The sequence below is a fragment of the Nocardia sp. NPDC004278 genome (assembly GCF_053602975.1).
The window spans coordinates 77,716-96,954 of the sequence record NZ_JBSGEQ010000021.1 but is presented as its reverse complement, the minus strand read 5'-3'; the positions used below and the strand labels follow the sequence as shown (position 1 = coordinate 96,954).

Annotated in this window: 16 protein-coding genes; 9 read left to right on the top strand and 7 right to left on the bottom strand. The window is 65.7% G+C overall.

Annotated elements, in window-relative coordinates; all coding sequences use genetic code 11:
- Positions 1-8: 8 nt before the first annotated feature.
- Positions 9-716 (bottom strand): SDR family NAD(P)-dependent oxidoreductase, encoded by a 708-nt coding sequence (locus ACWEO2_RS28330; RefSeq protein WP_452408105.1) that lies wholly within the window; start codon positions 714-716, stop codon positions 9-11.
- Between the two features lie 287 nt (positions 717-1,003).
- Between ACWEO2_RS28330 and ACWEO2_RS28325 the strand changes: the two genes are divergently transcribed.
- The 5 genes from ACWEO2_RS28325 to ACWEO2_RS28305 all read left to right on the top strand — a co-directional run bounded on the left by ACWEO2_RS28325 (position 1,004) and on the right by ACWEO2_RS28305 (position 7,350).
- Complete coding sequence (locus ACWEO2_RS28325) at positions 1,004-2,203, top strand: PucR family transcriptional regulator (RefSeq protein WP_355182236.1); 1,200 nt, start codon at positions 1,004-1,006, stop codon at positions 2,201-2,203.
- 176 nt (positions 2,204-2,379) lie between these two features.
- On the top strand, positions 2,380-3,837 hold the full coding sequence (lpdA, locus tag ACWEO2_RS28320) for a dihydrolipoyl dehydrogenase (protein ID WP_452408104.1): 1,458 nt from the start codon (positions 2,380-2,382) through the stop codon (positions 3,835-3,837).
- An 11-nt stretch (positions 3,838-3,848) separates the two neighbouring features.
- A complete protein-coding gene (pdhA, locus tag ACWEO2_RS28315) occupies positions 3,849-5,027 on the top strand; it encodes a pyruvate dehydrogenase (acetyl-transferring) E1 component subunit alpha (protein ID WP_452408103.1) in 1,179 nt (392 codons plus the stop codon).
- Positions 5,028-5,046: 19 nt separating this feature from the next.
- Positions 5,047-6,030: an alpha-ketoacid dehydrogenase subunit beta gene (locus tag ACWEO2_RS28310; RefSeq protein ID WP_354953944.1), complete on the top strand. Its 984-nt coding sequence runs from the start codon at positions 5,047-5,049 to the stop codon at positions 6,028-6,030.
- A 24-nt stretch (positions 6,031-6,054) separates the two neighbouring features.
- Positions 6,055-7,350: a dihydrolipoamide acetyltransferase family protein gene (locus ACWEO2_RS28305; protein ID WP_452408102.1), complete on the top strand. Its 1,296-nt coding sequence runs from the start codon at positions 6,055-6,057 to the stop codon at positions 7,348-7,350.
- 916 nt (positions 7,351-8,266) lie between these two features.
- Here the strand turns inward: ACWEO2_RS28305 and ACWEO2_RS28300 are convergent.
- The 3 genes from ACWEO2_RS28300 to istA are packed head-to-tail and all read right to left on the bottom strand — an operon-like array spanning position 8,267 to position 11,081.
- Positions 8,267-8,686, bottom strand: a complete 420-nt coding sequence (locus ACWEO2_RS28300; RefSeq protein WP_452408101.1) for a hypothetical protein — start codon at positions 8,684-8,686, stop codon at positions 8,267-8,269.
- A complete protein-coding gene (locus tag ACWEO2_RS28295) occupies positions 8,683-9,540 on the bottom strand; it encodes an ATP-binding protein (RefSeq protein ID WP_452408100.1) in 858 nt (285 codons plus the stop codon). The genes ACWEO2_RS28300 and ACWEO2_RS28295 overlap by 4 nt, the downstream gene beginning before the upstream one ends.
- Positions 9,537-11,081: an IS21 family transposase gene (gene istA / locus ACWEO2_RS28290; protein ID WP_452408099.1), complete on the bottom strand. Its 1,545-nt coding sequence runs from the start codon at positions 11,079-11,081 to the stop codon at positions 9,537-9,539. The genes ACWEO2_RS28295 and istA overlap by 4 nt, the downstream gene beginning before the upstream one ends.
- 536 nt (positions 11,082-11,617) lie before the next feature.
- Between istA and ACWEO2_RS28285 the strand changes: the two genes are divergently transcribed.
- The 3 genes from ACWEO2_RS28285 (at position 11,618) to ACWEO2_RS28275 (ending at position 13,673) form a co-directional block, all read left to right on the top strand.
- Positions 11,618-12,550 (top strand): haloalkane dehalogenase, encoded by a 933-nt coding sequence (locus tag ACWEO2_RS28285; protein ID WP_452408162.1) that lies wholly within the window; start codon positions 11,618-11,620, stop codon positions 12,548-12,550.
- Positions 12,551-12,813: 263 nt separating this feature from the next.
- Positions 12,814-13,260: a MarR family transcriptional regulator gene (locus tag ACWEO2_RS28280; protein ID WP_452408098.1), complete on the top strand. Its 447-nt coding sequence runs from the start codon at positions 12,814-12,816 to the stop codon at positions 13,258-13,260.
- Between the two features lie 194 nt (positions 13,261-13,454).
- Entirely contained in the window at positions 13,455-13,673 is a 219-nt protein-coding gene (locus ACWEO2_RS28275; protein ID WP_452408097.1) for a hypothetical protein, read from the top strand.
- A 9-nt stretch (positions 13,674-13,682) separates the two neighbouring features.
- On the opposite strand, the gene ACWEO2_RS28270 is transcribed toward ACWEO2_RS28275, so the two are convergent.
- From ACWEO2_RS28270 to ACWEO2_RS28260, 3 genes are all read right to left on the bottom strand, one after another.
- Positions 13,683-13,889: a hypothetical protein gene (locus ACWEO2_RS28270; RefSeq protein ID WP_452408096.1), complete on the bottom strand. Its 207-nt coding sequence runs from the start codon at positions 13,887-13,889 to the stop codon at positions 13,683-13,685.
- A 389-nt stretch (positions 13,890-14,278) separates the two neighbouring features.
- Positions 14,279-14,722 carry a nitroreductase/quinone reductase family protein gene (locus ACWEO2_RS28265; protein WP_452408095.1) on the bottom strand — a complete coding sequence of 148 codons (444 nt, stop codon included), beginning with the start codon at positions 14,720-14,722 and terminating at the stop codon, positions 14,279-14,281.
- Between the two features lie 622 nt (positions 14,723-15,344).
- On the bottom strand, positions 15,345-18,080 hold the full coding sequence (locus ACWEO2_RS28260) for a LuxR C-terminal-related transcriptional regulator (protein ID WP_452408094.1): 2,736 nt from the start codon (positions 18,078-18,080) through the stop codon (positions 15,345-15,347).
- Between the two features lie 474 nt (positions 18,081-18,554).
- Between ACWEO2_RS28260 and ACWEO2_RS28255 the strand changes: the two genes are divergently transcribed.
- Complete coding sequence (locus tag ACWEO2_RS28255) at positions 18,555-18,794, top strand: hypothetical protein (RefSeq protein WP_452408093.1); 240 nt, start codon at positions 18,555-18,557, stop codon at positions 18,792-18,794.
- The last annotated feature ends 445 nt before the right edge of the window (positions 18,795-19,239 follow it).

Below are 19,239 nucleotides of genomic sequence, written 5' to 3'. Positions count from 1 at the left end.
GTGGCGGTTCAGCGGCCCGCGCCCTGACCACCGTCGACGTTGAGAACCGCGCCGGTCACATACGGTGCGTTCTCGAGGTAGAGGACTGCGTCCACGACATCGGAGACCTCGCCCATGCGGCCTATGGGATGCATCGCGGCCAGCGTGTCGTGATACTCCGGGGCGTGCATCGGCGTCCGGACGACACCCAGCGCGACCGCGTTGGCGCGCAGACCGCGCCCGGCGTACTCGATGGCGAGTGCCTTGGTCGCCGACTGCAGTCCACCCTTGGTCAGTGACGCCAGTACCGAGGTCACATTCGAGTCGGCGTGCTCGACGAGGGAGGTGGTGATCTGCATGAGGTGACCGGTGCCCTGGGGGAGCATCGCCGCGACCACGCGGCGGGTGATGTGGAAGAACCCGGTGACGTTCACGCCGGCGACGAGGTCGTAGTCGGCCTGGGTGTATTCGGTGAACGGCTTGGCGAGGAAGACGCCCGCGTTGTTGACCAGAGTGTCGATGCGGCCGAATCGATCCAGCGCGGCGGCAACGACCTGCTCTGCGGTGCCGGGATCGGCGATGTCGCCCTGCACGGTCACCACCTCGGGGTCGTCGGATGCGGTGATGGTGCGGGAGGTGGCGACGACACCGAAGCCTGCCTTGCGGTATCCCTCGACCAGTCCGGCACCGATGCCCTGCGAGGCGCCGGTGATCACAGCCACTTTCTGCGGTTGCATGCTCATCTCCTTTGCGTATCGGCCGTGAAGACGACCGGTCATCTATTTAACCGGTCGGGTGGCGTGGGGGATACCGACTGACAGCGGATCTGTGCGACTTTCTGGCTCCCAGCACGGAGGATTTCTGTCCTAACGGCCGCCGGCAAGTACTCTCTGCCGCGGTCCCGTCGCGAATATCCGGGTCGCTGCCTATGGCGTGGGCGCACACCATAAACGCTGCTCCAGCACTGCTCGGCGGCGCTATCACCGTGCGGTCGGCCGGGGTGCTCGGCGTAACGTGTGCTGATATGGCGGCACCCAAGAAGGCCGGGTCCGCGTTGGGATCACCGGAACTGGCTACGGCACTGCGGGGCGAGATTCCTGAACTGACCCGGCGGCTGATGGCGGCTATCTTCACCGACAATCCGGAGTGGACCGATTACTCGGCGGTGACACGCGCGGATCTGCGGGATGGATGCCAGCGGTTCCTTACCCGGATTCTGGACTTGCTCGGTGGGCAGGCTGCTGGGCCTGAACGCGATGATGTGGCGGCGTCGATCGGTGAGTTGCGTGCGGAGCAGGGGGTGCCGTTGGAGGCTATGCAGCGCACGTTCCGGCTTGGTGGGCGCATTGTGTGGGAGGCGCTGCTGGACAAGGCTGGGGATGTGGCGCCCGCGCAGTTCCGGGAGATGGGGACTGCTATCTGGGCGGTGATCGACGGGATGTCGTCGGCACTTGTCACTTCGTATCGCAATACCGAGCTGGATCGGGTGCGGCGGGATGAGCGGCGGCGGCACGGGTTGATCGAGGATTTGCTCGCGGGGCGGGCGCGCGATGCCCTGTTCGCGGCTCGGGCGGCGCGGGAGTTGAACCTGCCGGTGCACGGAGACTATGTCGTGGTGGTGGCGCGTGGTGGGTCGCACCCGCTGCGCATTGGATCGGAAACGGCGTTGGCATCCGTGGGAATTCGTTCGGTGTGGCACGATCGGACGGATTCGACAGTGGGATTGCTCGCGCTGGAGCATCGATCGGTCGAATCTGTCCTGCAGCTGCTGCGATCGCAGGTGCGTGGGCGGGCGGCGGTCTCTGCAGCGGTCGCTGGGTTGGCTGAGATCGTTACCGCGCACGCGTTGGCGCTTCTCGCGCTCGATACTGTGCCGGATGATGCTGTGGGAGTGCTAGTTTCGCTCGACGAGCGCTATCCCGAGGTGCTTCTGCTGCGGTCGCCCGACCTGGCCGAACTGTTGGTGCGGTCCACCCTCGGGCCGGTGCTCGACCTGCCGGTCAAAGAGCGGGATGTGCTGCTGCGCACTCTGGCGGTTTGGCTGGCCGAGAACCGCTCGGCGGCCAATGCTGCACCGCGGCTGCACTGCCATCGGAACACGGTGATCAACCGGCTGGAGCGCATCACCACACTGCTCGGCCGCCCGCTGGAGGGACAGCGTCCCTACCTGGAGCTTTCCCTTGCGCTGGCGGCTCTCAACCTCGGCGGACAGGCCCGCGACTAACCCGAACGAAACCACTCGTCCCAACAACCGAATTGGGCGCAGCGCCCAATTCGGATGCTGGATTAATGGACTTCGAGGTCATTGTTTGGGCTTCTCATTACCAGAACACTCGGATGAACGACCCACGACGCAACCCAAGGTGGGTCGGCTTCATTCGAGGATGAGGAGCACCACGAGTGCCGGATTTCGATCTTCTGGTGGTCGGCGGCGGTCCCGGCGGGTACGTCGCGGCCATCCGTGCGGCCCAGCGCGGCCTGCGCGTCGGATTGGTGGAGAAGGAGCGCCCGGGCGGCGTCTGCCTGAACTGGGGCTGCATTCCCACCAAGGCGATGCTGCGGTCGGCCGAGATCTTTCAGACCATCAAGGACGCCGCGGATTTCGGTATCCACGCCGATAATGTCCGCTTCGACTTCGCCGCTGTGCGTCAGCGCAAGGATGGCATCGTCAAGGAACTCACCGACGGCGTCGGCGGCCTGCTGAAGGCCAATGGCGTGACCCTCATCGAGGGCCATGCCCGGTTCACCGGCCCCAGCACCGTGGAGGTGTTCGAGGCGGGCCAGTCGCCGGTCTTCCCCGGTGGGCCCCGTTATGCTGCCGCGCCGACGGCTACCGCCGTGCGCAACGTCAGCGCCACCGACGTGATCATTGCGACCGGTTCGGTGCCGGCGCTGCTGCCTGTGCCGGGCGCGGACCTGCCCGGTGTTATCACCTCCGACGGCGCGTTCGGGCTGACCGAGGTGCCCAAGCGGCTGGTCGTCATCGGCGGCAGCGCGGTGGGCGCGGAGTGGGCGAGCCTGTTCGCCACTTTCGGCAGTGAGGTCACTGTCGTTGAGATGCAGGATCGCCTGGTTCCGTTGGAGGACAAGGAGATCGGTGTCGCGCTGGGGCGCTCTTTCGGCAAGCGCGGCATCAGCGTGCTGACCGGCTCGACCGTCACCGGAATTGTGCAGGCGGAGGGCGCGCTGCGCGTCGGCGTGGGCGGACCGAAGGCTCGGGAGATCGATGCCGATGTGGTGCTGGTCGGTGTGGGACGCCGCCCCAATACCGCCGAGCTCGGCCTGGATCTAGCTGGAATCGCCACGGACGCACGGGGTTTCATCCCGGTCGACGAGCAGCTGCGCACCGGTGTCGAGCATGTCTATGCCATTGGCGATGTCACCGGCAAGGCGCTGCTCGCGCACGTCGCCTCGCACCAGGGCCTGACCGCGGCCGACGCCATCGCCGGCTACGACGCCCACATCGACTACGCCGTGATCCCGGCCGCGACCTTCACCCATCCGGAGATCGCCAGCGTCGGCCTCACCGAGGACGCCGCCCGCGCTGCCGGCCACGAGGTGATCAGTGCCAAGTTCCCGTTCGCAGCGCTCGGCCGCGCCAAGACCTTTGGCGAGACCGAGGGCTTCGTGAAGATCGTCGCCGGTGCGCGGCATCAGGAAGTGCTCGGCGTGCACATCATCGGCCCGTCGGCCAGCGACCTGATCGCCGAAGGCGCCCTGGCGATTTCGCTCGAGGCCACCCTCGAGGAACTCGCCGACACCATCCACGCCCACCCCACCCTCGGTGAGATCGGCATGGAGGCGGCCCTGACCGGGCTCGGCCTGCCGGTACACATCGCGCCACCCAGGAAGCGTTGAGGAGACCCCTCGTGACCACCAGCACCGCACCCCGCAAGCCGTCCCGCAAGGCGAGCCGACCCGCCGACGGCCACCCGGCCACCGCGGAAACCGCTCCGCCCGAGGCCGCCGCGATCGACTCGGGCGTGGCCGAGTCGATCGCCGCCGCCGTAACCGGCCCGGTCCAATCCCGTATCGCCGCAGAGGATCCCGGTACCCTGCGTGGCTTGTACCGCGACATGCTGTTCGTGCGCCGCTTCGAGGAGCGCACCGCGCAGGCTTACCAGCAGGCCAAGATCGGTGGCTACTGCCACCTCAACCTGGGTGAGGAGGCCACGGTGGTCGGCATGGGCGCGGCCATGCGCCCCACCGACTACCTGTTCACCAACTACCGAGAGCACGGCTACGCACTCGCCAAGGGCATCGAGCCCGGACGTGTTATGGCCGAGCTGTACGGCCGCTCCACCGGCACCTCCAAAGGCTGGGGCGGTTCCATGCACATGTACGACACCGCGACTCGCCTGCTGGGTGGTTACGCCATTGTGGGTGGCCAGGTTCCGTTGGCGGTCGGTGCGGCGCTGGCCATCGACTACCGCGGTGGTGACGACGTGGTGGTGTGCCAGATGGGGGAGGGCACCACGAATATCGGTGCGTTCCACGAGTCGCTGAATATCGCGGCGCTGTGGAACCTGCCGATCGTGTTTTTGGTGATCAACAACCAGACCGGCATGGGCACCACCGTCGAGAAGTCTTCCGCCGAACCGGATCTGTGGAAGCGCGCGTCCTCGTATCGCATGCGTGGTGAGCGCGTGGACGGCACCGATGTGCTCGCCGTGCGCGATGTCGCGAGCGAGCTCATCGAGACCGCGCGCCGCGAAGGCAAGCCTGCACTGCTGGAGGCGGTGAGCTACCGCCTCAAGGGCCACTCCGTGGTAGACCCGGCGAAATACCGTGCCAGCGAGGCAGTTTCGGTCGCCCGCGAAAACGACCCGATCGCGCTATGGCAGGCTGCCCTGCTGAACGCCGGTGTGCTGACCGAGGATTCGGCCGCCGACATCGAGCAAGAGGTCGCCGCCGAGGTAGTTGCCGCCGTCGAATTCGCCGACGCCAGCCCGCATCCCGAGCCGTCGAGCCTGTTCGACTACAACTACGCAACCCCGGTGGCCGCCGACTCCCGCCGCCTGCCCGCCGATCCGCTGTTCACCCACTAAGGACATCACCGTGGCTGTCATGACCTATCGCGAAGCGCTGCGCGAAACCCTCCGCGAGGAGATGCGGCGCGACGACGACGTCTTCCTCATCGGGGAAGAGATCGGCGTCTTCGAAGGCTCCTACAAGATCACCGCCGGCCTGCTCGCCGAATTCGGCGAGAAGCGGGTGCGCGACACCCCGATCGCCGAAGAGGGTTTCGTCGGCGCGGCTATCGGCGCGGCCATGCTGGGCCTGCGTCCGGTCGTGGAGATCATGACGATCAACTTCTCGCTACTGGCGCTGGACCAGATCGTCAATCACGCCGCCAAGATCTACGGCATGTTCGGCGGGCAGACCAGCGTGCCCATGGTCATCCGCACCCCGGGCGGCGGCGGCCAGCAGCTGGGCGCGACGCATTCGCAGAACATCGAGCTGTACTACGCGTTCGTGCCCGGATTAAAGGTGGTCGCCCCGAGCACCCCGGCCGATGCGCGGGCGCTGCTCAAGGCCGCCATCGACGACGACGATCCGGTGCTGTTCCTGGAGAACCTGTCGCTCTACAACACCAAAGGCGAAGTGCCGCAGGATCTTCCGGCCGTCGAGATCGGCAAGGCCGCGGTCACCCGCGAAGGCAGCGACATCACCCTGATCGGCTACTCCCGCATGGCGACCGTCTGCACCCAGGTTGCCGAAAAGCTGGCCGCCGAGGGTATTTCCGCCGAGGTCGTGGACCTGCGCAGCCTGCGGCCCCTGGACCGCGACACCGTTGTGGCCTCGGTCAAGAAGACCGGCTGCGCCGTCATCGGTGAGGACGACTGGCTCACCTACGGCATCGGCGCGGAGGTAGCGGCCTCCATCTCCGACGGCGCCTTCGACTACCTCGACGCGCCGGTGCGCCGCGTGGCCATGGCCGAGGTGCCACTGCCCTATGCCAAGCCGCTGGAACGGCTGGCCCTGCCGTCCGCCGATTCGCTGTACACCGCCGCCGTGGAAACGCTTGCGGCCGTGGGCAAGCGGCGCTGACACCGGAAACCAGAGGACAGAACTATGCCCGAAATCACCATGCCACGCCTGTCCGACACCATGGAGGACGGCGTCGTCTCGAGCTGGCTCAAACAGGTCGGCGACAAGGTCACCCGCGGCGAAGTGCTCGCCGAGATCGAGACCGACAAAGCCCTCATGGAGCTCGAGGCCTACGACGACGGCGTGCTCGAGCAGATCATCGCCGCCGAAGGCACCCGCGTCCCGATCGGCGAGCCGATCGCCATCGTCGGCGACGGAAGCGGCGCCGCGACTCCGGCCGCCCAGCCTGCCACCCCCGCACCGGCCGCTCAGTCGGCGGCTCCGACGGCCCAGCCCGCCGCGGCGAACGGTGCCGCGGCGGCTGGGAACCGCAGTGCGCCATCGACGTCCGCACCCGCCGTTGGCTCGACGGCGGCGGGTTCCGACGAGCGCAAGAAGTCCTCGCCGCTGGCCCGCAAGATCGCCCGCGAGCTCGGCGTCGACATCGCCACCGTGACCGGCACCGGCCCCGGCGGCCGCGTGACCCGCCACGATGTCGAATCCGCCCATACCGCGGGCGAAACCGCCGCCCCCGCAGCGGCCCCGGCGGCCCTGGCGGCCCAAGTCTCGTATGCCGCACCGGCTTCGGGCGACTACGACGAGATCCCGCTGACCAGCATCCAGCGGGTGTCCGCCACCCGGCTCACCGAAAGCAAGCAGCAGGCGCCGCACATCTACCTGACCAGCGCCATCGACGTGACCGATCTGTTCGCCTTCCGCGCCGAGATCAACTCGACCTTGGCCAAGACCGGCTCGGCCAAGGTCAGCGTGAACGATCTGCTGGTCAAGGCCGTCGCCGTCGCACTGCGAACGAACCCGACGGTCAACGTCTCCTTCGCCGGGGACAAGCTCTATCAACACCACGGCGTGCACATCGGCGTTGCGGTCGCGACCCCAGCGGGCCTGCTGGTTCCGGTCATCCGCGACGCCGATCGCAAGCCCGTTTCCGCCATCGCCGCAGAGACCCGCGACAAGGCTGAACGCGCGCGTGACCGCAAACTGAAGGCCGATGAGATGAGCGGTGCCACCTTCACCATCTCCAACCTGGGCATGTTCGGCATCGAGCACTTCACCGCCGTGATCAACCCGCCCGAGTCCGCCATCCTCGCCGTCGGCGCGGCGACCGACGAGCTGCGGCTGGAGGACATGCAAGTGGTGAGCCGAAAGATCCTGCGCATCACTATGTCCGCCGATCACCGCGCCATCGACGGGGCCGTGGCCGCCCAGTTCCTGGCGCAGCTGAAGGACCTGCTGGAACACCCCTTGCTTATCGTCGCGTAAGAGTAAGTAGTCAGGGACGCCGCCCTGGACCCCTTGACGGGCACTTGAAGCGGACCGCCGCATAGGTGGGCGGCGTAGCAACGACAGGGACCGGGCCGGTATAGGCGGAGATCCAGCGTCTCGCCCGCATTCAGCGCACCGACGTGCGAAGCGACCGAAGAATGCCAAGGGTAACTATTTGCTGAGGAGGACAAGGCGCTCCTCGGCGTGCGCCACGCCCGCCCGGGCTGTTCGAGCGGTTGTCCGAGACCCAGGGCAGCGGAGCGGTCGTCCTGGGTCAGAGGCAAACCACGACTGTGGCGGTAGACCGACTGACACCGGCGGTCCTCATTTGCCAGACGTCGTCGAGCGTTCGACCCTGACAAACCGAGCTCTGATGGGAAACGGACGCATAACAATGTTGGCCACATAACGCGGCCTCGTAGCCGATCACATGGCCGTACGCGTGCCCCCAAAGGCGGTGCACGCCTGGTATCGAGGGGCGCCCTCTTGCCTTCGCCGAGCGGGCTGCGCTCGAACAGCCCATCATCGCCGCCGCACAACATCGAAGAAGGCAGTTGCACCGTAGGTCGGATGTATCGATGCCGACCGGCGCAGTTGTCGGATCGGTGATGGTCGCGCCGCCCGTCGGTGCGAATCAGGTGGGGCGCAGGTCTATTCCGGCTTCGAAGGCTGGATCCTTGGATTCGCTGCGCTTCGAGTACCAATACGGGCAGCAGCATTTCGCCTTTGTCGTTGAACTCCGGATCGAACTCCGCCTGAGCGAACAGCCTGAATATCGAACTCGAAGTGATCGCTGATTTCTTGCTGTCGCCTGCCAGGCTGAAGGGACCACCGGTTTGCCATGAGTATGGGACCGGGTTGCGCCCCGGTCGCGGGGCCGTGTGGTGATGGTGACTGGTGGGTGGGGTGTTGGTCAATTCCTTGGTCGGTCGAAGGCGATCGCGCGGGCCCAGGTCCCGGGGATGTCGGGCGGTGTGATGCCGTCTCCTTTGACCAGGGTGGTGTGGTCGGGTGTTGCGGTGATGACGTGTCGGGCGAAGACGGTGAGCAAGACCTCGGCGAACATGCTGTTCGGTTCGCCGGGGACACGGACGACGTTGTGGAAGATCGACGGTTCGAGGGTGTCGATCCAGTCGTGGTCCGCGGTCACGACGAGCCAGTCGGGCTGGGTGAGGACGCGGACGTTCTCGGCGCCGGCGGCCAGCGCTTCCCCGACCAGCATTGTGGCGATCTCGACCGGGTCGTAGGCGCCGCGGCGGAAGAACCGGCACTGTTCGCGCCGGATGTAGTCGAAGACGTCGACAGTTGTGATGTCATCGGGGTTGTAGTTCATATCTGCCCCTTCGCGGTCCGTCGCGATGGTGTCGGACGGCCCCCGGTCTGGTCAATCGGCTGCGGGTTTCTCGGATGCTCTGGTTTCTGGCGTTGCCGGTATGACTCTCCTTCGACGACGAGTTCGTAGGCGGCCGATTGGAGCCGGTCCATGGCCGACTGTGCCAGCAGCGGGTCGGCCATCATGGTCAGGATCTCCGGGGGTTCCCGGTTGCTGGTGATCACCGCGGAGGCTTTGCGGTGACGTTCGACGATCAGCTCGTAGAAGTCGTTGGTCTCGGGCGCCTCCAGTCGGTGCAGGGCCAGGTCATCGATGATCAACAGATCGACGCGGTGCAGTTTGCGCATCTCGTCTTCGTAGCTGCCGTCCAAGCGTGCGCCGCGCAGGCGTTTGAACAGTTTGCCGGCCCGCTCGGTGTGAACGCTGTGATGCCGACGGACCGCGACGTGTCCTAATGCGTTGGCCAGGAACGTCTTTCCGACCCCGACCGGACCCATAATCAACACGTTGTAGGCGTCGGCGAGGAACCGCAGCGAGCACAACTCGGCCCAGAGTTCGCGGTCGAAGGTGACCGCGGTCGAGTCGTCCCAGGCTTGCAGCTGCATCTGCGGGTCCAGGTGGGCGGTCTTGGCGCGGCGCTGTTCGGATTGCCGGTCGCGGCGGGCGACCTCGTCGGCGAACAGCATCTCCAAGAAGTCGTGGTGCGGCAGGCGATTCGAGCGGGCGAGCGCGAGGCGCTCGGGCAGGGTGTCCAGCAGTTGACCGAGCTTGAGGCGGCGCATCAGCGATTTCAGCTCCGGGGTGATCTCGATCGGTTTGGCCGCCGGGAATGCGGCGGGACGGCGGGTGTTCATGACGGCCTCCTGACCGCGAAATCGGTGGTGGAACGAACGAACCGGGACGGCGCCGGCAGCAGCAGCATCAGCTGCTGGCCGCTGGTGGTGCTGCGGGAGAGCATGCGGTCGATGACCCCGACATCGACCACCTCGGCATCGAGAGCGCGGCGGCAGGCGTCGTCGACCTCGGCGCCATGGCGGCGCACCAGCCCAAGGAGCCGATAGACCTGCCGCATTTTCGTCCAGGGCAGCGGATGCTCGAGCACCGCTGCGGCGTAGGCGCCGACATGGGGGCCGTGATCGAAGGCTTTGCGCTGCAATGTATTCAGATCCCGCATCGCATAAGCGGTGAGCTCGCTGGGCAGGTCCGCCGGATCGGTCTGCCGACGGCCGGCCCCGACCCGGGGGTGGACTTTGATCAGCTCGCCGCGGAAGTAGAGCTTGACGGTCTGCGAGTCGACTCGGGCGGTCAGCCGTTGCCCGACGAGATCACCGGGAATGCTGTAGAGCGCCTGGGAAATCTGAACATGTCGGTCCGGAGCGACCTTCGGATTCGCCCAGGTCGGGATGTCGAATATGGTGTCGGGCAACGGTTTCAACTTCGGATGCTCATCGGCAGCGAATACCTCGGCCGGGCGTAGTCGCGTGGTGCCGTGGATGCGCATGCCCGCGGTCTCGCGACACCAGCGTTGCGCGCGTTTGCGGCAGTCGTCGAGGTCCCGGAATTGTTCTCCGGCAAAGAAATTCGACCGTGCATAGGGAACGCAGCGTTCGACGCGCGGCTTGTCCTGAGGACTGCGGATGCGTGCCGGATCCACGACGAAGCCGCGGGATTCGGCGTATTCGCGGAACGAGTCGTTCAACCGGGGATCGGTCGCGTTCGCCCGGTCCACGATGGCCTTCATGTTGTCCGGGATCGCGACGGCGAACACGCCGTCGAAGAACACCCACGCGGCCTCGAATCCGGCGATGACGTCGTTGAGGGTTTCCCGGTAGGTCGGATAGACGAACATGTGCCGCGAATACACTGCGGTGAAGATCAGACCCTTCACCATCCGCCGCCGGCCTTCGATATCGGTCAGCAGCCGGAGTCGGCCGAAGTCGACCTGCACCTCCGCACCGGGCTCGCAGTCGGCCACCCGCACTGTCGTGCGCCGCTTGCCGAACCCCAATTCCGTTGTCGCGTAACGGTTCAACGTCCGATACGACACCACCACCCCGCGGCGGCCGAGCAGGATATGGATCTTGGTCAAGGTCAAGCCCTGATCAAGCCATTCCTTGATCTGCTCGGACTGCCCGGCAATGGTTTCCCACGCCTCGCTCTTGCCGTTCGGGCGTTTGCGCCGAACCCCGGCGATCACCGTCGCCAGCAGCTGGTCGGTCAGCTGCTCGGCGCCGCCGGCACGGTCCACACCGCACGACTGCGCCCGCTCGACATACCGGCGCACGGTCTTGCGGTCGGTGCCCGCCAGGTGGGCCACCTCCCGCAACCCTCGACCCTGCAGCCACGGCCGCAGCATCTCCCTGATCTCGATCACCGAAACCTCCCGGTAGCTCATTTGGCCAATACAGCGGCCGAGCGACCGGAAGCCCTGAAGCCACAACCGGGCGGTCCCACAACTGGCAAAACTGCGCTAGTCAGGTGGTCCCATCAGTGGCAAACAGGTGGTCCCATGCTCATGGCAAAAACAGCTCCGAAGCGGTCCCTTCCTCCTGGCAGCGGACACTCGCCAGGACGCGTATCCGCGTTCCCCATAGGGCGCACACAACTCACTCGCTGTCGGAAGAAAGACGGCCGAATCCCGCATGGCGCCCGGCCTGATTCGTCCATTTCCACCGGCTTCACCAGGCGGTATGTCACTCATCTGTCGGACAACCTCCAACTGGACCAGGTCCGTTCTCGAACATGGTCCGCCGGTCCCGCGTGCCGTCCGGCGGGGCGCGGACCGACGTCCGACGACTGCAAGCCTCATTCATGCTATATGAAGTCCATATAATATGATAAAAGTATTAGAGATCATAGGGTATTGGCCGTGCGAGAGTGAGGAGCCTGACAATGGCCAACGTAAGAGTTCGCGTGGGTGCTGCGCAGACGATGTCGGTGTTGCGCACGCCGGAAGAGCGGTTCGAAGGCTTGCCCGCCTATCCGTTTGCGCCGCACTACACCGACATCGACGCTGGTGATGGCGTCGGCACGCGGCTGCGGGTGCACTATCTCGATGAACGCCCTGTCGACCCGGCGCAAGAGTCTGGGGAGACCATCCTGCTGCTACACGGAGAGCCGTCGTGGAGCTTCCTGTACCGGCACGTGATACCGCCGTTGGTCAGCGCCGGGCATCGCTGCGTAGCGCCTGATCTCGTCGGGTTCGGCAAGTCGGACAAGCCCACCGACCGTTTCGCGTACACGTATCAGAGCCACGTCGACTGGCTGGCACAAACGGTATTCGATCGCCTCGACCTTCATAACATCACGATGGTTTGTCAGGACTGGGGCGGTCTGCTGGGGCTGCGCTTGCTGGCGGAGCATCGAGACCGGTTTCGTCGCGTGATTGCGACGAACACGTCGTTCCCTACCGGCGACGAGGATCTCGGAGGCTCCTTTGCCCTGTGGCTGCAGCTCAGTCAGCGTGCGAATCCCTTCGACATCGGCCAGGTCGTCGACCGGGGCACCGTGACCGATCTCGATCCTGCGGTGCTGGCGGCGTACAACGCACCGTTTCCTGATGAGTCGTATCTGGCGGGTGCTCGCCAATTTCCGCTACTGGTGCCCATCGCGCCGTTCGATGACGCAGCAGCGGCGAACCGCCTGGCGTGGGACGTGCTCGGGACGCTGCAGATTCCGTTCTTGTGCGCGTTCAGCGACAAGGATTACGGGGTCGGCGGTGGTGCCCGGGTATTTCGTGAGCACGTTCCGGGCGCGGCCGGGCAACCGCACGTGACAATCGCCAACGCCGGTCACTTTGTGCAGGAAGATCAGGGGGCGGCGCTAGCCGTCATCGTCGACGAATTCATCCGATCGATGCGCTGAACCGGTGGCGGATGTGCCGTGGCGGAAACCGCCCGCCGAACGAGTCGTTGGGTGGTGACATGGCGGCGGGGCACATCGAATTGCGGTCTTGAACGTCATGCCGGTCTGATGATGCGCATTCGCCCGTGGTTCGGCCACATCGGCGCGCCATTTCTATGCCTGCGCGGGGTCTGCGTATGATATGTAAGCCGTATAAATGTGGGCGAGGTGGCGCAAAGATGAGTTCAGTAGCAGGTCGTGCAACGACGCGGAGCAAGCGGAGGTTGACGGCCGACGTGCGGGAAGCGTTGCGTGACTTGAATATTCAGTTGTCGCTGCTCAATCGGAGGTTCGGTGGTCGGGTTGAGGTCAAGGATGTCGATTGGACGTGCCTGGATCTGATCAACCGATATGGCCCGCTGTCACCCACGGCGCTGGCACGTCGTGCCGGGTTGCATCCTGCGACGATGACGGGGATCTTGGATCGGTTACAGAAGGGTGGGTGGATCGTGCGCGAGCGTGATCCAGAGTCCTCGGATCGTCGTGCGGTCACGTTGCGTGCTGTGCGTGAACGGAATGCCGAATTGTTCGAGTTGTTCTCCGGGATGAACAACCGCATGGATAAGTTGTGTGCTCGTTATTCGGTGGCTGAACTCGAAGTGATCGCAGACTTCCTGCAGCGGACCGGCGCAGCGGGGCACGAGGCAGCGGAGGAGTTGGCTGAAGACTGAGCGCAGGGGTTATGGCGTGGCCGGCCGTGGTGTGTTGACGTCGACTCAGCGAGCAGTCCAGGACTCCGTTCGTGTGTCAACGTGCAGTCCAGGGGTGTGGTGGTGTGGACTGGCGCGGCGCGCTAGTACCTCGTTCCAGGTAGGTCGGTGGGGTAATCGGGGTGTCTGGTTGCTGATTTGCTCCACCGGCAGCGATGTTGCCGGTGGAGGTGGTGCCAGTGGCTTGGAAGCCGGATGTGTTCGTCAGAACGGTGACCCCGGAAGAGCGGCGTAAGTTGCAGCAGATCGCCTGGCGCAGTGGGCAGCCGGTGCGGATGCGGCGGGCGGTGGTGGTGATGGCCGCGGCGCAGCATCAGCCGGTGCCGTTGATCGCGAAGTTGATGCAGGTTCGGAATCCTATGTGCGGCAAGTGATCCACGACTTCAACGAGCATGGGTTCGATGCTTTGGATCCAGAATGGAGCGCGGGCAGGCCGATGAAGACCGATCGGGCGACTCGTGATCGGATCTGTCAGATCGCTCGGTGCTGCCCCCGCGACCTGGGTGGCCTTTCTCGTCGGCGATGTCGAACGCGGCGAACAGGCTGGTGATGCCGTGGCGCAGGTAGTCTTGGGTGCGGCGTTCGAGCATGCCTGGCGTCATCGGCAGTACCGGTTGCGAGCGGTCGACGGCCCGGACTTGGGCTCTTCTCGTTGATGCAGAGCACGCTCGCCTTTGAGGCGTTAGTGCGCGTGAGCGGGCCGCACCGGTCAGTGATGTCGAGGCTCGTCAGTCGCCGTTTTCGGTGCGGTCGCTGCATCTTCGGTTGGTTAGCGAGAGTTGGATGTCCAAGTGGCACAATACTTCTCGCACGAGGCCTGTGAGCCCTCGTCGGTGTCGTGCCGTGCGCTTGCCTACGGCGGGACCCGTGTTGTGCTACTTCTCCACCCTTATTTATATGCCTTCCGCATTAGGTACGACACGCGGCGGCCGGGTGTATGGCACTCCTGCAAGTGGCAGAGGTGTCCGCTAGTGCTCGATCAAGCGTATTCGACTCGGAACACTGCGATCCGATCTGCCGCGGCGGCCACTCCGTCCGGAGTCGGTGCGTTGGCCAACCCGGTGGTTACGAAGCGCTTGCCGACGCTCTTCGGGCTCGTCGCAACCAGTTCGCGCAGCAGGGGTTGGCGTTGTGCAACCGGAATCTCGACAAGGCGAGCCGTCCAGGACTTTCGTCCTCGTCTCAGCGTGACAGTATCTGCGGCCCGCGCGTTGGCCACCCATGCGGCCCTGGGAAACGCCTGGAATATGTACTGGCCGCCGTCCAGTTTGTTCACGGCGATCGGAAAGGTGCGCAGCTGCCCGCTGCGTCTGCCCTTGACGGTGAGCAGCTGCATAGGCCCGAAAGCGACACCTGCCCGCTGCAGCCCGACGATGATCTTGTTGAAGGTGTTGGTCGTACGGCGGTAACTATCTGCACTCATGCCACCGACCTTACCCGATAAAATACGAGGACCGTATAGTCTAGAACACATATCAAACTGGTTGGCGGACAACTAACCTCGCGTCCAGCCTGCGGCGGCGGTTATGAGCGTGGAACGCCTGCCATGCCCGGGTGGCGCCGAACTGGGCATTGAAACGTCGCTGTTCAGCATGCAGCGGTAGACCAGCGATCTGTGCGCAGATCTCACATGGCGATGTCGACGGCCGATGGGGCGGTTAGCACCTCGCCACGTCGGAGCCGATGCATCTTGTGCCACAGGCGATTCGAGAGGCGGTCTCAATCCAGGGCGGCGCCGCCCACACTCTCGTCGCGGTGTGCACCGATCGCGGTGATCGCCTCGACGACCTCGGGGCAATGGGAGAGCCCGGTCCTGATTCATGCGCTTGATAGCGGCGGCTGTGACACTGCACCGCCATGACGATGTGTTCGCCCAGGCATGCCGAGTCGATCAGGCCAACCTGGTCGATATCACATTCCGGATATTGGGCGACATCGGCGATGCCGAGGACGTCTTGCAGGATGCGAACCAGACGTTGGGTTGGAAGCGAAAGTTGCAGGCCTGCACCTCCATTGAGCTGTCTCGGTGTGGGTGAAGCGCTGCTCTAGCGAATCAAACCTAGTTGCCGTGCCCGGGCGACGGCCTCGGTGCGGTTGACGGCGCCGAGCTTGCCGAAGATGTGGGTTAGGTGTTTCTTGACGGTGTCGACACTGACTACCAATTCGTCGGCGATCCGCCTGTTCGATCTGCCTGCGACCAGCAGGCCCAGTACGTCGCGCTCACGGGCGGTCAGTTGCTCGACCAGGCCCGGCACCATTGCCGCGGAACTCGACCCGGAACCTTGGACGCCGTGCTGGCTGAGCGCTTGCAACACCCGGGCCAGGTATCCGAGGGGTAGGCCGGGGGCGGCGGGTTCGGCCCGCTGGGCCGCGATCAGTCGGCGGAGTAGGACGCCCATTGGGGCACCCTCGTCGGCGAAAACCCGAACATAGCCTTGCGGGCAGGCGAGTGTGAGCGCATCGGCCAGCGCGTCGACAGCGTTGTTCTCCGCACCGCGAGCGGCTAGGGCCAGCGCCCGTAGCGCCTGGATCTCGATGATGCTCCCCACACGGCCTTGGGGGGCCGCCGCCGCGAGCAATTTGTCCAAGAGTGCAAGTGCCGGGCCGGGCAAGTCTTGCGCGAGCAGCAACCGGGCCAGCACGAGATACTCGGGCTCCCGGGAATAGTCCGGCTCGTCCTCCGCGCGCAGGTCGCGTTCCTTCGTCCAATAGGCCGCCGCGACGATGTCGCCGTGTGCGAGGTGCAACCGCGCCCATTGCGCTGGAACAGGGTTGAACAGGTCGGTCATGGCTGTACCCGACGTGAGCTGCTCGGCCTCGCCGATCGCTTCCATGGCCCCGGCCGGATCACCCTTGGCCTGCCGAATCAACGCCAGCGTCGCCAGCCCCGCGGCCAGCGGCTGAGTGTAGGTCAGCTGCCGGCAGTGTGTGATGCCCTCTGTTACGTCCCGGAGGGCGGCATCGAGCTCGCCTCGCTGGTAGGCCACCTCCGCCATGCCCACGTATCCCATGCCAGCAGTCGATAGAGTCGGCACACTGCGTGGCGCGGTGATCTCGAGTGCCTGCTGGTACGCGCCGAGTGCTGCGTCCAGGCGGCCTTGGGCGCGCTGCACCTGGCCGAGGTGGTAATAGCCTCGAACAGCCAGAGAACGCTCGTCCGCCCCCTGCCACTGGGCGATGCTCGAGGTGAAAGCCTGCTCGGCTGCTACGAGCCTGCCGCGCAGCCATTCGGCCAAGCCCAGTTGCCACCAGGTTATGGACTCCAGCATCCACTCGTCCTCGCCGAGTTCGGCCAGTGCCCGTGCGGCGAGCGCGGCCGTTCCCTCGGCATCGCCGTGCAAATAGGCGAGCCAGGCACGAGCGAGTGCGATCGCTGCTGGGACGTTCGCCAGCCAGCTCGCGGACCTGCCGACCGACGGCTCGAATGGCTCTTCACCAGCATCCGCAGGCGTCCGCTGAGCAGCGTCGAGCCGCGGCCCAGCCGCGTCCATGTTGCTACCCACGAGCGCCATCCACGCCTGAGCCAGGCACAGGCGGGGCCGTGACCGGATGAGCTCGGCGGGCAGTTCGGAAAGCCAACGGTGCACCGTTGCCTGCTCGCCCTGACGGAAGATCGCGTCAAAGTACCGTTCGATCATCCGTGCAGCCCAGACTGTGTCGTCCGCACGTAATGCGTGATGTACGGCCTCGTCGGCGAGCTCATGCGCTTCGCACCAGGCTGCCGCGTTTCGGTGCAGTGCCGAGGCATGTCCGGGCTGTTCGTGCTGCAGTTGGGCGCGGAGCAGCTCGGCAAACAGATGGTGATAGCGCCACCAGCCGCGTACCTCATCCAGCGGCACGAGGAACAGGCCGGCCAGCTCGATCCCTTCCAGCATCTCCTGGCCATCCGCCCGGCCGGTGACGGCATCGCAGAGCTCCCCGCTGAGGCGCTCGAGCACTGAGGTCTCCAGCAGGAACCCGCGCACCTGCTCGCTCAGTTGCTCGAGTACCTCCCCTGCCAGGTAGTCCAGGATATAGCGGTGGCTGCCGCTGAACGCTGCCGTGAACTGGGCGGGATTCGCCTGGCTTCGCAGCGAGAGGCCGGCCAACTGCAGGCCGGCCGCCCATCCCTCGGTGCGGGCGGTAAGCATCGTTACTGCCGCGTCGGGCAAGCCGCCGCCAGTCGCTCCACGCAGCAGCGCTGCCGCTTCGTCCGGTGCGAAGCGGAGTTCGTCGGCGCGCAGCTCGGCCAGCTGACCCCGCGCCCGCAACCGTGCTAGCGGCAGCGGCGGGTCGGACCGGCTGGCCAGCACCAGCCGCAGACCTGTCGGCAGGTGCTCCAGCAGAAACGTCAGCGCGGCGTGAACCGCCTGTGCATCAATCAGGTGGTAGTCGTCGAGGACCAGCACTACCTCGTCCTCACCAGACGAAGCGTCCAGCTCATTGATCAGCGCCGTCACCAGTCCTTCGAACGAGGTTGGGGCAGGTGGGCCGAGCAGCGGGCCGACCTGCTCGCCGATTCCCGGGCGCGCCCGATCGAGTGCCGCAACCACGTGCCGCCAGAACCGCGCCGGGTCATTGTCTGCGGCATCAAGCGACAGCCAGGCAACCGGCCGTCGGCCACTTCGAGCCCATTCGGCCAGCAAGCCGGTCTTGCCGAACCCTGCCGGGGCGCAGACCAGAACCAGCCCCTGTTCCAGATCTGCGTCGAGCCCACCGACGAGCCGCGGGCGGGGCACGAAGCCCAGGCGTAGCCCGGGCACACGCAATTTGGTGGCTAGCAGCGCATCCTGCTCGGACATGACACCTCGTAACGAGTAAGCCGCGGACGGCTCAGCCATCGGTAACCTGCCGCTCAGCACGTCCAGCGATGGTTAGCTCGGTTGCTGGCTGGGCCGATTGTAATGGCGAGCCAACCAGGCGCTCCCGCTGCGGGACCGCCCGGCATGGGCGGCAACCAGAGAATGCCGCGCCTGCCCTGGCACCACTTTCGGGCCGGACGCGTCTTCGGAGATTCCACCTGCATATCCACCTTTGGGTGACGCGCCGGCCCGGGGGCGTTCGTAGCGTATCGGTGACGGAAATGCCCATCACCAGGAGGAATCGGCAATGGATGCGCTCAGGCTCGACCAGTACACGACCCGTCCCGCAGGCGCCGGGGAAGCGTTCCCTGCGCGTAACGCCTTGCCCCTTGCCGTGGCCGCCGCCCTCGGGCTCCTCGAACGGCAGCGCCAATGCGGCCGGGCACAGGTTCTCCGCCAGGACCGTGAGCGGGTGTGACGGGCTCGGGATGGCCGGCGCATTACGAGATCCGCGTCGATGGCGTCCTCGACGACCGGTGGGCCGACTGGTTCGGCGGACTGCAGGTCAACAGCGAGGCTGCTCAGACCGCCATCTTTGGCCTGATTGCTGATCAACCCGCGTTGCACGGTGTTCTGACCAAAGTCCGCGACCTCGGACTATGTCTGGTCTCGGTGCGTCGGCTGAGCCCCGACGAAACCAGGGATGGAACGTAGCAATGAGACGCAACCGGCATTCGGAAGCCGAAAACCACGACCCGATTCTTTCACCCACATCCCGCGGGCACTCGAGATAGGGAGACCGGCACCACCACCGACGCGGGTACCGAACTGATCAACCAGCACTTTCCACACCAGTTGGGTGACCGCCTCACCCCTGGCGGTTCGCTCCATTCAGCCGATCACGAGCCCGGCAGTGCGTGATTGCGCGACCAGCGTGCTCGCGCTTTTGCCCGCGCAGACACGTTACGTCGGGCTCCTGCAGGTCCCTGCCGTGATGGAACTGCCCGGCGAGGCCAACTGGTGGTTGCCATGCCCGCTCATGCGGATCCTGCCCGACCCGCGGTCCGAGGACCATACCGCGGGTCAAGGGAGGCGGAGCGGCATTGGCCGATCCGTCCTCCCAGCTTGGGGTAAGGCCAGGCCCGTGCCCTCGAGCAGT